The organism is Candidatus Woesearchaeota archaeon (assembly GCA_018303405.1).
Classification (GTDB): domain Archaea; phylum Nanobdellota; class Nanobdellia; order Woesearchaeales; family JABMPP01; genus JAGVYD01.
Genome location: JAGVYD010000015.1, coordinates 32,365 through 44,541, shown reverse-complemented (window position 1 = coordinate 44,541; position 12,177 = coordinate 32,365). Strand labels below are relative to the sequence as shown.

General features: G+C 45.3%; 17 protein-coding genes and 2 tRNA genes. 9 read left to right on the top strand and 10 right to left on the bottom strand.

Annotation, left to right across the window (positions count from 1 at the left end):
- The first annotated feature begins 236 nt into the window (after positions 1–236).
- Entirely contained in the window at positions 237–569 is a 333-nt protein-coding gene (locus J4227_06215) for a hypothetical protein (protein ID MBS3110094.1), read from the top strand.
- Positions 570–706: 137 nt separating this feature from the next.
- Here the strand turns inward: J4227_06215 and J4227_06210 are convergent, their stop codons facing one another.
- Entirely contained in the window at positions 707–1,969 is a 1,263-nt protein-coding gene (locus J4227_06210; GenBank protein MBS3110093.1) for a hypothetical protein, read from the bottom strand.
- Positions 1,970–2,163: 194 nt separating this feature from the next.
- Here J4227_06210 and J4227_06205 point away from each other — a divergent pair, with 194 nt between their 5' ends.
- On the top strand, positions 2,164–2,508 hold the full coding sequence (locus J4227_06205; GenBank protein ID MBS3110092.1) for a ribonuclease P: 345 nt from the start codon (positions 2,164–2,166) through the stop codon (positions 2,506–2,508).
- A gap of 38 nt (positions 2,509–2,546) precedes the next feature.
- Here the strand turns inward: J4227_06205 and J4227_06200 are convergent, their stop codons facing one another.
- Positions 2,547–3,029, bottom strand: coding sequence for a hypothetical protein (locus tag J4227_06200; protein ID MBS3110091.1), 483 nt, complete (start codon positions 3,027–3,029; stop codon positions 2,547–2,549).
- 157 nt (positions 3,030–3,186) lie between these two features.
- Between J4227_06200 and J4227_06195 the strand changes: the two genes are divergently transcribed.
- Positions 3,187–4,215, top strand: a complete 1,029-nt coding sequence (locus J4227_06195; protein MBS3110090.1) for a formate--phosphoribosylaminoimidazolecarboxamide ligase — start codon at positions 3,187–3,189, stop codon at positions 4,213–4,215.
- Positions 4,212–5,339 carry a DUF1297 domain-containing protein gene (locus tag J4227_06190; protein MBS3110089.1) on the top strand — a complete coding sequence of 376 codons (1,128 nt, stop codon included), beginning with the start codon at positions 4,212–4,214 and terminating at the stop codon, positions 5,337–5,339. The genes J4227_06195 and J4227_06190 overlap by 4 nt, the downstream gene beginning before the upstream one ends.
- Before the next feature lie 31 nt (positions 5,340–5,370).
- Here the strand turns inward: J4227_06190 and J4227_06185 are convergent, their stop codons facing one another.
- Positions 5,371–5,985 (bottom strand): HAD family phosphatase, encoded by a 615-nt coding sequence (locus J4227_06185; protein ID MBS3110088.1) that lies wholly within the window; start codon positions 5,983–5,985, stop codon positions 5,371–5,373.
- Between the two features lie 151 nt (positions 5,986–6,136).
- On the opposite strand from J4227_06185, the gene J4227_06180 reads away from it, so the two are divergent.
- Positions 6,137–6,424 (top strand): hypothetical protein, encoded by a 288-nt coding sequence (locus J4227_06180; GenBank protein ID MBS3110087.1) that lies wholly within the window; start codon positions 6,137–6,139, stop codon positions 6,422–6,424.
- A gap of 43 nt (positions 6,425–6,467) precedes the next feature.
- Here the strand turns inward: J4227_06180 and J4227_06175 are convergent, their stop codons facing one another.
- Both J4227_06175 and J4227_06170 read right to left on the bottom strand, forming a co-directional pair.
- Complete coding sequence (locus J4227_06175; GenBank protein ID MBS3110086.1) at positions 6,468–8,051, bottom strand: hypothetical protein; 1,584 nt, start codon at positions 8,049–8,051, stop codon at positions 6,468–6,470.
- Positions 8,052–8,077: 26 nt separating this feature from the next.
- The gene (locus J4227_06170) at positions 8,078–8,233 is read right to left on the bottom strand and encodes a hypothetical protein (protein ID MBS3110085.1); all 156 of its coding nucleotides are present in this window, start codon (positions 8,231–8,233) and stop codon (positions 8,078–8,080) included.
- Positions 8,234–8,366: 133 nt separating this feature from the next.
- Between J4227_06170 and J4227_06165 the strand changes: the two genes are divergently transcribed.
- The 4 genes from J4227_06165 (at position 8,367) to J4227_06150 (ending at position 10,193) form a co-directional block, all read left to right on the top strand.
- Positions 8,367–8,957 carry a MarC family protein gene (locus J4227_06165; protein ID MBS3110084.1) on the top strand — a complete coding sequence of 197 codons (591 nt, stop codon included), beginning with the start codon at positions 8,367–8,369 and terminating at the stop codon, positions 8,955–8,957.
- Positions 8,958–9,402: 445 nt separating this feature from the next.
- A tRNA-Asn gene (locus J4227_06160) sits at positions 9,403–9,475 on the top strand.
- A gap of 134 nt (positions 9,476–9,609) precedes the next feature.
- Positions 9,610–9,704, top strand: a tRNA-Ile gene (locus J4227_06155).
- A 183-nt stretch (positions 9,705–9,887) separates the two neighbouring features.
- Positions 9,888–10,193 carry a phosphotyrosine protein phosphatase gene (locus J4227_06150; protein MBS3110083.1) on the top strand — a complete coding sequence of 102 codons (306 nt, stop codon included), beginning with the start codon at positions 9,888–9,890 and terminating at the stop codon, positions 10,191–10,193.
- On the opposite strand, the gene J4227_06145 is transcribed toward J4227_06150, so the two are convergent.
- The 5 genes from J4227_06145 to J4227_06125 all read right to left on the bottom strand — a co-directional run bounded on the left by J4227_06145 (position 10,185) and on the right by J4227_06125 (position 12,150).
- Entirely contained in the window at positions 10,185–10,352 is a 168-nt protein-coding gene (locus tag J4227_06145) for a hypothetical protein (protein MBS3110082.1), read from the bottom strand. The genes J4227_06150 and J4227_06145 overlap by 9 nt on opposite strands.
- A 117-nt stretch (positions 10,353–10,469) precedes the next feature.
- Entirely contained in the window at positions 10,470–11,204 is a 735-nt protein-coding gene (locus J4227_06140) for a hypothetical protein (protein ID MBS3110081.1), read from the bottom strand.
- Entirely contained in the window at positions 11,170–11,460 is a 291-nt protein-coding gene (locus tag J4227_06135) for a hypothetical protein (GenBank protein MBS3110080.1), read from the bottom strand. The genes J4227_06140 and J4227_06135 overlap by 35 nt, the downstream gene beginning before the upstream one ends.
- 1 nt (position 11,461) lies before the next feature.
- Positions 11,462–11,902, bottom strand: a complete 441-nt coding sequence (gene rpiB, locus J4227_06130; GenBank protein ID MBS3110079.1) for a ribose 5-phosphate isomerase B — start codon at positions 11,900–11,902, stop codon at positions 11,462–11,464.
- Complete coding sequence (locus J4227_06125) at positions 11,896–12,150, bottom strand: diphthamide synthesis protein (GenBank protein MBS3110078.1); 255 nt, start codon at positions 12,148–12,150, stop codon at positions 11,896–11,898. Before J4227_06125 ends, rpiB begins: the two co-directional genes overlap by 7 nt.
- Between the last annotated feature and the right edge of the window lie 27 nt (positions 12,151–12,177).

Genomic DNA, 12,177 nt, shown 5'->3' with positions numbered 1-12,177 from the left:
AGTTATGAAGCCTATTAATGGGTTTGGCAAAAATTCTTACCAGCATTATGGTTCCAAAATATTTTCATCTGTAAATTCTGGGAATTTTTCACCACTCTTAAGTTGCTTTTATCGTCTAAAGGCTTATTTATTTGCATTATGGAAATTAATTAAAATTCTAGAAAAGTTTATATAGTAGGCTGATTCTAGAAACCAGTGGGGATTTTGAGGGACTAATAGTATTACAGTGGTTCAAGATGGGCAAAACACGTTTTTTGAAGAAGATTGGCAGTTTTCTTGTAGGTGTTTTTGGCGATGTGCATGAAAATGAGCCATCCCGCACCTTTATATCAAGTGATTCCGCTCCAAAAATGAGTAAGAAATACGCAATAAAGCATAGGAAACAGGCAAAGCCATTGAGAATGGCGCCGAGAAGGAGGCGAATCCGAAACCCAAGGCCAACAGTTGTTGCCAGGGTAAGGGTTTATGCAAGGCCAGTTACCAGAAGGGAGGTAATGATGCCGGCTCCATGGAGCAGGGTTGAAAAATATAAGAAAGTCAAGAAAGACTCCCTGTACGGCGAGTACTAGTTTGTTTTTGTTTTGCTGCCGGACTAATTCAGGCATGCAAGGGCTTTGCTATTGTATTAGGCAACTTCTTTGGAATCCTATGTGAAAAGCCCAAGAGCTAAAGAAATGTCTTAGGTTGTGGCCAGACTTACAACAGATTATGGCAGTAAAATTACAACATTTGAATCATCCAGCTGGTTTATCATGTCCTCAATTTTCTTTCTTTGGCTGGCCGTGTCTATCTTGTCCCTTTCAGCAACTACTTCGGCAATTCTTGCCTGAAGGCTGGCAATCTTGTGCTCTGCCTTCTTTTGCTCCTCCAAATGCCGGGCAATTTTTTCAGTCTGGTCGTGCCTGTCTTTCTCCTGCTCGATTTTTGCCTCCTCTTCCAGCAATGATTTTCTTGACCGCCTGAATTCTTTCAGCATTTCAGGGGAAAATTTGCCAAGCGCCTCCAGTGTGCGCAGCTTTTTGTCCGGCTTGAGCTCAATAGCATTTGTTTCAACAGATTGCCTGAGCTGGTCCAGCACAATCGGGACCTGCCCATCAGCATCATTTATCACTGCGCTTACTGCATCCTGGTTTATTACTGCGACTTTTGCCTCATTGGTTGTTATGCGCTCGAATTTTCGCATAGCCGCGTCAATTGACGAGAAATTATGGTGCATCTCCGCATCCAGGGCCTTAATCTGTGCTTCTATGTCAGCTTTCCTGTTTTCAAGGTCAAAGTACTTCTTGAAATCCCTGCTGTTCTTGATGGCCTGTATTTCAGCAGCTTCCTTGTCACGCAATTGCTTTTGCTCATAAAGCAGGCTTTCAAGCTCTGCCAGTTTTGATTCCGACTCCTTCCTAAGCGTAAGGGATTTTCGCAATGCCTTGATGTTATCCTCAATGTGGCCAATAGTCTCAAAGCCTTCCCTGCGTATGAACTCCCTTAAGTCATTGACTATGGTTTCCATTCCCTTAATGGCGAGCGCTATTTCCCTGGATTCTATGGCCAGAAATTCCTGCAGGATAAAATAGGCCCTTTGCGTTGACTTTGTCAGCTCGCTAAGGTCATTGTCAAATTTTGCTATGAAATATTCCAAATCCTCGTATTTTTCAGGTGGCTTTATTCCTTCCGCCAGCTTTCGCGTAATGCGCACATATGAGTTCTTGTTGCCATCCAGCAGGTTCTTTGCCCTTGAGGGTATATTTGGGTTGGGCAGCTCTGCCTTTTCGAGCCTCTCAATGGCATCATGGATCTCCTGCTGTTTTGTAAGAATCCTCGCCCTGTAATTCTTAAGCTCCCTGTTTACAGCGCCAAGCTTGATATTCCTTAAGTCAGAAATCCACATCTCTATTTCATCAATCCCTGCGCGCTTCTCCTGGACCTCTTTTTTGGCCTGGAAGATCCCCTTAAATTTGTCCATCCACCCCATGAGAGAATAGATAAGACAATAATTTAAATAGTTTAGCAGTTATTTGAGCCTTGTGCAAAAATAAAGTTGCGCCGCCAATCTGCGAGCATCGCGGAATCAAGGTGCTATCTATAAATTAGTGGTCGTTCCTTGAACGACTAAATTTTTCCCCCCTCTTGGTTTGGAGGAGGGGAGAATTAGGCATATAGGACAATATGAAACGAGCATACAAAGACAAGGCCGCAAAATTCAGGAAAATCGCATTGGAAAGGATTATCATCCTATTTGGCGAGGCTAAAAATATATTCAGTTATGACCCAAAACTATCAGACCGCTATGTTTTCCTTGCCAGGAAAATCGCCATGAAATACAAGGTCAGGCTGCCCAACGAGCTCAAGCGAAAGTTCTGCAGAAGATGCCACAGCTTTTTCATGCCAGGCAAGAACTGCAGAATACGGACCCATGAAGGCAAGGTTGTCTATTTCTGCATGAAATGCAAGAACATCATGCGGTTTCCCTACGTGAAAGAGCGGAAGGCGAGAAGAAAGACAAGGAAATGATCCAGAGCTCGAAATTTTGTTACACCAATTTCTTTTTGTTACGCCAATTTCTGGAAAAAATAAATATAGATTAATGCAACAATAATGCCTCCCCAGTTCAGCGCCATTATCCACGGAGTGCCCCAGCTTATGCCCGGGAAATACCAGTCAGAAACAGGCCATAGGAAAGGTGTTGGCAGGAATTCCCTGCTGTGCGTCGGTATGTCAATAAGTATATGGATCAGCCAGGCCCAGAGAAATGCTGGAATGCTCCCCAATACCAAGTAAACAATACCGATTGTTGCGCCGAACACGAACAAGCTGTGTGTGATGCCATAGAGCACAAAAACCCAATGCGGGATTTGCGCGAGATTCGGCGGGCCGAACCTGAACCCTTTTGTAAACAGGTTATGGAACAGGTAAATAGTCCAGGACAACAGGTCAGGCATGACACCAAAGAATATGGCCAGCCACATCTGTGGATTGGGAAGTTTCCTGAAGATTATGAAGCTCCAAAGCCCGTGCGCAAATGTGTCCACCATGATAACAATTGTTTTTCGGGTTTGTATATAAAAGTTTCCAACTCAACCAAGCCATGCCCCCCATTGTATGAGACAAACATGATTTGATTGATTATGGGCCCCAGGGTGTGGTTCAAGCCAGAGCAATCTTTATAAATAAAGCGCCCTTCTTTCCGATATGGTGCAGAAAAAGAGTTTTAAGGATTATAGGATAGCAACGCTTGGTTCTCATTCCGCCCTGCAGATCCTGAAAGGTGCCAGGGACGAAGGCTTCAAAAATATCTGCATCTGTGTCAAGGGCAAGGAAAGGCCGTACAAGTCATTCAATGTGGCTGATGAATACATCATGCTTGATTCTTACAAGGATTTCCTGAAAATAGTCCCGCAGCTTGAGAAAAAAAATGCAATCTTAGTCCCGCATGCGTCATTTATAGAATATGTCGGCATGGACAATGTGAAAAAGCTCAAGCTGCCATATTATGGGAACAAGCATGTGTTGGACTGGGAAGCTGACAGGGATATGCAGAGAAAATGGCTCAAGGACGCTGGAATCAAAATACCCAAGATTTTTCGCGACCCCAGGGACATTGACAGGGCGGTAATAGTCAAGTTCCACGGCGCGGCCGGAGGCAAGGGATATTTCCTGGCCAAGGATGAAAAGGATTTCAGGGCAAAAATAGCGCAGCACCCGGAAACAAGGAAATATGTTATCCAGGAATACATTATCGGCGTTCCAATGTACACCCATTATTTTCATTCGCAGCTGACCAATGAATTGGAAGTCATGGGGTTTGATGTAAGGTATGAAAGCAATGTGGATTCAATAGGCCGCATCTCGGCGAGAGACCAGATTGCCTTGCCCAAAGTCGACCCAAGCTATGTTGTTGTTGGGAACACGCCGGTTGTTGTCCGGGAAAGCCTTTTGCCCGAGATTTTCGAGATGGGGGAGAAAGTCGTTGCCCGTTCCAAGAAAATAGCCGCGCCCGGCCTGTTCGGGCCATTTGCGCTCGAAGGCGTCATCACCCCTGAAATGCATTTTGTCATATTTGAGATTTCGGCCAGGATTGTGGCTGGCACAAACCCCTATATCATGGGCTCCCCATACACTCAGCTTAGGTATAAGGAGCCAATGAGCACAGGAAGGAGGATTGCCAGGGAAATCAAGACAGCCATCCAGCAGGGCAGGCTAAAAGAGGTGCTGGGATGATAAGGCATGAAGACATTAAGCAGGTTCTTGCAAAGTACGATAAAAATAACATCAGCATTGGCGTTCTTGGCGGGCACTCAGCCCTTGACATTTCCTCAGGGGCAAAAAAGCTCGGCTTCAGGACAGTGGCTGTTTGCCAGAGAGGAAGGGAAAAGACTTATTCAAAGTATTTCAGGGCGCGGGACAGCAGGGGAATCATCGACGAAATAATTCTTGTTGACAAGTTTTCCGACATAACAATGCCTGAAGTCCAGGAAAAGCTCCGGAAGCTCAACACAATTTTCATCCACAACAGGTATTTTTGGGTGTACTGCAAATTTGAGGATATTATGAATGACTTCAAGGTACCGATTTTCGGCACAAGGCCAATGGTAAGGCTCGAGGAGCGCCATGTGCCCAATAACCAGTATGAGATTCTGAGGCAGGCCAATATCAGGATTCCAAAAATATTTGACAGCCCGGAACAGATTGACAGGCTTGCAATCGTGAAGGTCGCAGAAGCGGCGAGAGGCTATGAAAGGGCATTCTTTTTTGTGAAGGATGCGCAGGACTTCAGGAAAAAGTCAGAAGACCTTATCAGGAACAGGGTGATAACCAAGAAAGCTCTTGACCTTGCGGTCATTGAGGAATACATTGTCGGCGCGCATATAAACCTGAATTTCTTCTATTCGCCGCTTTCAGATGAGCTTGAATTGCTGGGCACAGACACGAGAAGGCAGACAAATCTCGATGGCATTTTAAGGCTGCCTGCGGAAGAGCAGCTTGAAGTGCTCAAGTACATGAGGCCCAAATACATTGAGACTGGCCACATAGCAGTCACAATGAAGGAATCCCTTCTCGAAAAGGCATTTGGATTGGGGGAAAGGTTTGTGGCAGCGACCAAGAAGGCCAGCCCGCCTGGCATAATCGGGCCATTCGCCCTGCAGGGCGCGGTCATTGCCGAGGAAGGCAAAGAGGATTTCGTTATTTTTGACGTTTCCATGCGAATGCCTGGAAGCCCGGGGACAAAATTCACGCCCTATGGGGAATACCTGCATCGAAGGGAAATCAGCTTCGGCGACAGGATAGCAATGGAAATCAAGGAAGCGATAAAGCAGGGAAAAATTGATAGTGTATGCACATGAGATAATATGGAAAAAATAATTTCTTGTATTTTCAGAATTTTACTCCACAAGCCTTAAGCAGCCTTTTGACCTGCCTCGGACTCTTGTAGAGAATGGTTTTGATGCCAATTCTCGCTGCGCCATCAGTGCACTCCTTTTTGTCATCGATAAAAACAGCCTCTGATGGACTTATGTTCAGCTTTTTCAATGCCAGCTGATATATCCGCGGATCAGGCTTTATCAGGCCGAGATTGCATGAAAAGAAAACCTGGTCAAACATTTTTCTGAGTTTTTTTGCATAAATGCGAACTAAGGCCCTTTCCGTATTTGAGAGCAATGCCACGGTGTATCCTTTTTTCCTTAGGCTTGCCACAAGTCTATGCATCGCAGGAATAGTGGGAAAATTATATCTGGTTGCCTTCGCCCATGAAAAATTCAGAGAGGGCGCATTTGGGATTTCTCTTGCAACGCGTTTCCAAAACTCCTTAATTGTCAGCCTGCCGGTGCCGAGGCCAGGATAATTTGCAGCCACGGCCGATTGCACAGAGCGAAAATCCAATTTCAGTTTCCTTGCAATATACATGTCCCTGGTATATGCAGGGGATTTGTAAAGCACCCCTCCCCAGTCAAAGATAATCCCTTTTATAGCAGTTGGCCTTTTTTCCATAAGATTATTCTCGATAACTGGTATAAAAAGATATCCTTTAAATATCCGAAGCACAACTAGCCGAATATAGCGGAATAATGCAATTGAATAATGCAAATTCTGCACAGCAGGGCACAGTATGCCCATTGCTAGGAGGAACAAGTGATATAAGATGGGATTTGGAAATAGCGAAGGACATAGGGGCGGAGGCTCCAGAGGCGGTGGATTTGGCGGAGGCCGAAGCCATGGTGGTGGAGGATTCAGAGGCGGTTCAAGAGGACCAGGCGGATTTGGCGGCGGAGGCCGGGGCGGCGGATTCAACAGAGGCCCAAGGGAAATGCATAAAGTCACTTGCTCTGATTGCGGCAATGAAGCAGAAGTGCCATTCAAGCCAACAGAAGGCAGGCCAGTTTATTGCAAGGAGTGCTTTCCCAAGCACAGGCCGGAAAGAAGTTTCTGATTGAGGGACTTTTCATTTTTTCTTTTATCTTTTGTTTTGTGGCTTATTTCTCGTTATAATCCTGAAGCGCTATCTGCCCTTTTCGCTTCCCCCCTTTTACAGGCAATTTTTCAAAGTCCTGGCCAACCTGCTTTTTGACGCTCAGTGCGATTTTCTCGCCTAGCAGGTATTTCATGGTGGAAAGGTCGGCATTCCGGACATCCAGAAGGTCCTTTATCTTGTTGTTGAAAAGCAGCCGCGCCCTTGCCCTGCCAATTCCCTGCAGCCTGACAAGGGAGAATAATTCCTCCTTTATCCCATATCTTAGCCTGTATCTTGTTTTCCTGACCTGGCGCAGGGCTTCGTTGAATTGCAGCATCCTCGAAAGCTCCTCTGTTGCGTACAACAGCCAATCGCCCGTGTCCAGCTTTGCCTTTATTTCCCCCGGCCTGATGTCATAGGATTCCAGCAGATGCTCTTCATCCTTTTCATCAATCCAGTCATTCATGAACATGGCTGTCTTAATTGACGAAAGGTAATCCTCGTATTCCGGCTCGAAAAGGCTCGGCTCTTTTTCCAGCAGGCTGTTCTGGAACTTGACCAGGGTTTCATTGATTATCTCAATATCCTTGTTCCTGGCCCTCAATAGCGGCCGCATTTCCAGGGTATTGCACACCAGGTGCAGGAGTGAAAAATCATTGGGCTTAATGGAATTGCTTTTCTTGAGGTTCGTAATGATGTAATTTGCAGTGTACGGGTCAATGTAAAGCTCTGCTACCCTTTTTCCAATGGGTGTTGCTGTGATTCTCCCGTCATTGGCGCCCAGGTCGGATGCTGAAATAAAATCATCCTTTTTGCTTGTGCTGGCGAGGATAAAATCCCACTCCTCCAGCTGGTCAAGCATTCGGTCAATTATTGCGTTCAGCTTTTCAATGTCAGAATACTGCATTGCCCAAAATGTCTTTGAGAAAAATTCATAGATCCGCGACTTGTTGCTCATGAAATTTGCAGAGATTAGGCTGAGGAGGTATGTCCTTAGAACAGGCTCAACAGCAAGCTTGGAGTAAATTTCCTCCGGCTCCCCTTTCACATACTTTTCAATAATCCTTTCCTTTTCTGCCTGGGAGGATGTGACAACCACGGATTCGCCATAGCTGTCAAACTTCGGCCTTCCTGCCCGTCCTGACTGCTGAAGGTATTCAAGGACTGGGATATAATTCAGCCCCATGTGCCCGTACCTTTTCAGGTCGCGGATTATGGCCCTGAATGCAGGCAGGTCAACTCCAGCGGCCAAAGTGGGGGTGCAGCAGATGATTTTAACCGTTCCTTTCCTGAATTCGTCCTCTATCAGTTCACGCTGCGCCGCGGCAAGGCCCGCATGGTGGAATGCAATGCCTTTTTTCAGGCAGAACGCCAGGCGTTCGCATTGATGTGTTGGCCTGGAGAGGGCTTTTAACGCCTTTTCAGCAATTTGGTCAAGCTGTGGCGATTGCGCCTTGATTTTCTTGGAGATGTCCTCGGCAGATTTTTCAGCTGACCTTTTTGTATTTACAAAGACAAAAGCCTGCTTTCCGATTTTTATCGTGTCAAGCGCAAGGTTGATTGAGCCATCCTGGCTTATGATATCGATTTTCTTTGTCTTTTGCATTTTAATGAAACCGAATGAAGAAGTGCTTATGATTTCTTGGCTGGCCTATTGCCTTGCTTATCCTTGTTTTTGTCCGGCCCCATGGCTGCATATTGCATGGCCATGCTAATCCTGCCAACTATGATTCCTATTGAAAATACGCAAAAATAAATGAAAAGCCTCATCCAAGTTGCCTGGTCCATAAAATCCACCGTCCTGCATGACAATAGTGATAAGATGCCTGCGCAATTTATAAAGATTTTCTATATGAAATAAATTAGTTTGGTATTGCAGTTGGATAAGTTTAAATATTGGACAGGGGAGGGATGTTATCTTATGGATAGCATTTTCCTCAATCCTGCGCTCGTGCTTCAGATTTTTGTATTGTTGAATCCGTTGTCCTCCTTTCCGATTTTGATGTCTGCATTCAAGAGAAAAATGCACGTCCGCAAGATAGCTGTTGGCGCAGTCATCACGGCATATGTTGTTGCGCTGATAATCGCGATGTTCGGGCCTGTGCTTTTCAAGGTATTTGGCGTATCCCTCGATGCATTCCGTATTGCCGGCGGCATTGTCCTGCTCCTGCTTGGCCTTAGCACCATCAGGCCCCAGAAAAATGGGGACAGGGAAGTGACTGGTGTCGAAAGCACCATTTCTATCATTGCCACCCCGATGCTGACCGGCCCGGCAACCATATCTTTCATCACGATAAAGACTTATGAGCTTGGGTTTTCCCACCTTTTTTTCAACATAACTTATGCTTTCATAATAGTTGGGCTGTTGTTCATCCTGTTTGGCTTTGCAATCAGCAAGATTAACACGACTTTGATTGACATTAGCTCCAGGATACTTGGATTGTTCCTGACAGCTGTTGCCATTGAGATGATGGCCAAGGGCATTTCAGGCATTATTGCCAGCCTTGTCTAATTCCTGGCCAGGCAGAATGTCAAAAGTTTTATAAACGGTTTATAATCCCTCTGTGTCACCTCTGCCTCGGTCAGACAGGTAGTGTTTAAAAAAGAAAAGTGGGCACAGTGAGGGCATAAAGCCCTATTCGCTCGGTGATTCGAACATGATTGTCGCAAACATTCACGGCAGAGATTTGATGATTGGCATTTAATCGCGTCGGGAGACTTTATGTCTCCCTTGTTTTTTACCAGATTTTTTGCTAAAAAATCTGCCCCGGTAGCTCAGACAGGCAATCTTTAACAAAGATTGCATAGAAACAGATAGGGCATAAAGCCCTATTCGCTCGGTGATTTGATAGTAAGCGTCGTATACAGGTCCGATAGCGTTTATCAGAATTGCATGTAAAACGCGTCGAGGAACCTTGTGTTCCTCAATTTTTTATGCAATTTTTTGTTAAAAAATTGCCCCGGTAGCTCAGCGGTTAGAGCGCACGGCTGTTAACCGTGAGGTCGCCAGTTCGATCCTGGCCCGGGGCGTTGCATTCATTGGCACCATAGCTTAACCGTAGCAATCCCTTAAAAAAAGGATTGAGCCCAAAAACGTCCTTTCTCCGAAAGGACAGCTTTCCTGCGGAAAGCGAAGGACTGTAAACCAGAACATGATATACATTGGCCCCGTAGCTTAGTCTGGTGGAGCGCACGACTGATACGCCCTGCAAAAGGCGAAGAAATCGTGAGGTCCCGTGTTCAAATCACGGCGGGGCCATCATACTTCTTTAACATATATATCAATTATAGCGATTATTATGTTTTGAGAAAAATCGCGTCGGGGAACTTTATGTTCCCTTTGTTTTTACGAGATTTTTCTTAAAAATCTCTTCAAATCACGGCGGGGCCATATCCTTCTTTTTTCGTAAAATATATATTCCACAAATGCTCACAATTTTACATGAAGGTCCTTTTTGTTTGCAACCTGAATCAGAACAGAAGCAAAACAGCTGAGATGCTGTTCAAAGATAGATTTGCCACAAAATCTGCAGGCCTTTACAGTGGAAACCTGCTCACAAAAAGCCAAATTCTCTGGGCTGACTCAATTGTGGTTATGGAAGAAAGGCAGAGAAGTGAAATTGCCAGGAGATTCCCCAAGGAGTACCTTAAGAAAAGGATTATTTCCTGGGATATACCAGACATTTTCCGCTATAATGACCCAGAACTTATAGGGCTTCTAAACAACAAGGTCGAATCCTTAGTTTAGCCATTCCTTGAACTGTTTTAATGCACTTTCCTTTGATGCAAAAAATCCAGTTTCAGCTACGCTCATTTCTGGCAGGCGCCGTGTGACTTTGTATTTTTTGCCAGTGCCATTCTTCAACTCCATGATTGTGACTTCCCACAAAACTGAATCAGCTGCCATGCCATGCAAAAAATAGTTTTTATTAATGTGCATTACCGATGCATTCCAGGAAATCTCACGTAAATGCCGAAAAATGCCCGAGTTTGAAGGGGCTATTTGCGGATATCTTGGTTACTCTCAAAGAAATTGCAGGAGCATTGTAAATCCATAAATAACGCTTACCACCCCTGTTCCCAATGAAAAATATCTAAATATCCTGTCGCTCTTCGCCTTAATAAGCGGATACGAAAATACAGCTGAAAAAACAAGCATCCCGAGCACAACGCCAATGCTGAAAATCCCAATACCCAGCAATATCATGCCAAATGTTGAAACTCCGAGCGCAGCAGTCAGCAAAATGAGCAGCTCGTCATTGCTTGCCAGGCCGTGCACAATACCTATGCCAAGCATGTGCCTGTGGTCGTGCCTGTGTCCTGATTTCCTGAAGTGCAGGTGATAGTGCACATGCTTCCCGCTGCCATGCTCGTGCTCATGCCTGTGAAACATAAAAAAATCCCTAAGGCTCCACAAGCCTAATGCAACCAGCATTACACCAACCATCATTTCAAAATAACCCAGCCATGATGCCAAATAAGATTCCCTGAAATAATACAGCACTGCAGTGATTATTGTTGCCGTAACCATGTGGCCAATCGCCCAAAACAGGCTAATCCTCGACGAAGTGGCAAATGATTTTGACCTTCGCAAAAATGTTGAGACTGCAATCAAATGGTCAGCGTCATAGCTATGCTTAAATCCAAGCAGCAGCGCAAGGCCGAGATAGGGAAGCAGTTCAAGCATGTCATTGTCAAGCAATAAGGGTATAAAAAATTTCTCTTTAGGGTTTCCCCTTCGTGCCATGCCTTCTTTCATACTCCAGGCTTCCTGCAGAAATAGAAAACACAAAAAGCAGCGAAAAGGCAACTGTCAGTACTTCATTATCCCTGTTAAAATAATAATAAACAAAAAATCCCAGGCATGAAAGCTCCAAAACCAATTTTAGTGCGCGCAGGTATTTTTTCCCGTCCTGAATTTCCTTGAGCGTGTACCTGGCTATTATCCAGCCTGAGGGCACACCAACACCTACAGAAAATAATAAGGCAAGAATGAAAACAATTGTAAAATCCATCTTATTTTTCCAGCTCAGCTATCTCCCTGAGCCTTCGGTTATGCCTGTCCTCGTTGCTGTAAGGCGTTGTTAGCCAGATTTTGACCATCTCAAGTGCTGCATCGTGCTCCATGGTCCTTCCGCCCAGGCAGAGTATGTTGGAATTATTGTGCTCTTTTGACATTTTTGCAGATTCATTGTTATAAGCCAAAGTAGCCCTTGCGCCAGGCACCTTGTTCGCGGCCATGCAGATCCCAATCCCTGTTCCGCAGACTGCTATTCCGCATGCATCCTTCTTTTTCGCAACAGCCTTTGCAACCTTGGCCCCATATTCCGGGTAATCAACACTGTCTGGCGTATGCGTGCCCAAATCCTCAAAATGCAGGTTCATTGATGCCAGCAGCCTCTTGATTTTTTCTTTCAATTCAAATCCGCCATGGTCCGCACCAAGGTAAATTACCATCGCCATTCTGCATGCCCCCATTGTATTATCATGTCAACGCCGACCCTTTCAACTTCCACCGGCACATCGCATGCCCCAAAGCAGGAACCGCCCCAGATCAGGACTTTTGAATCAGTTTCCCTTTCAATTTCATCCTGTATTGCCTTGGCCTCCGGCTTTAATCCGTCAGGCAGCTGGATTAGGAGGATCTTAGGCTTTGCTTTCCTGATTTCAGCAAGTGCTTTCCCCATTTCAAGGTCATATTCCATGATAAGATGAAACCCCAATCCCTATAA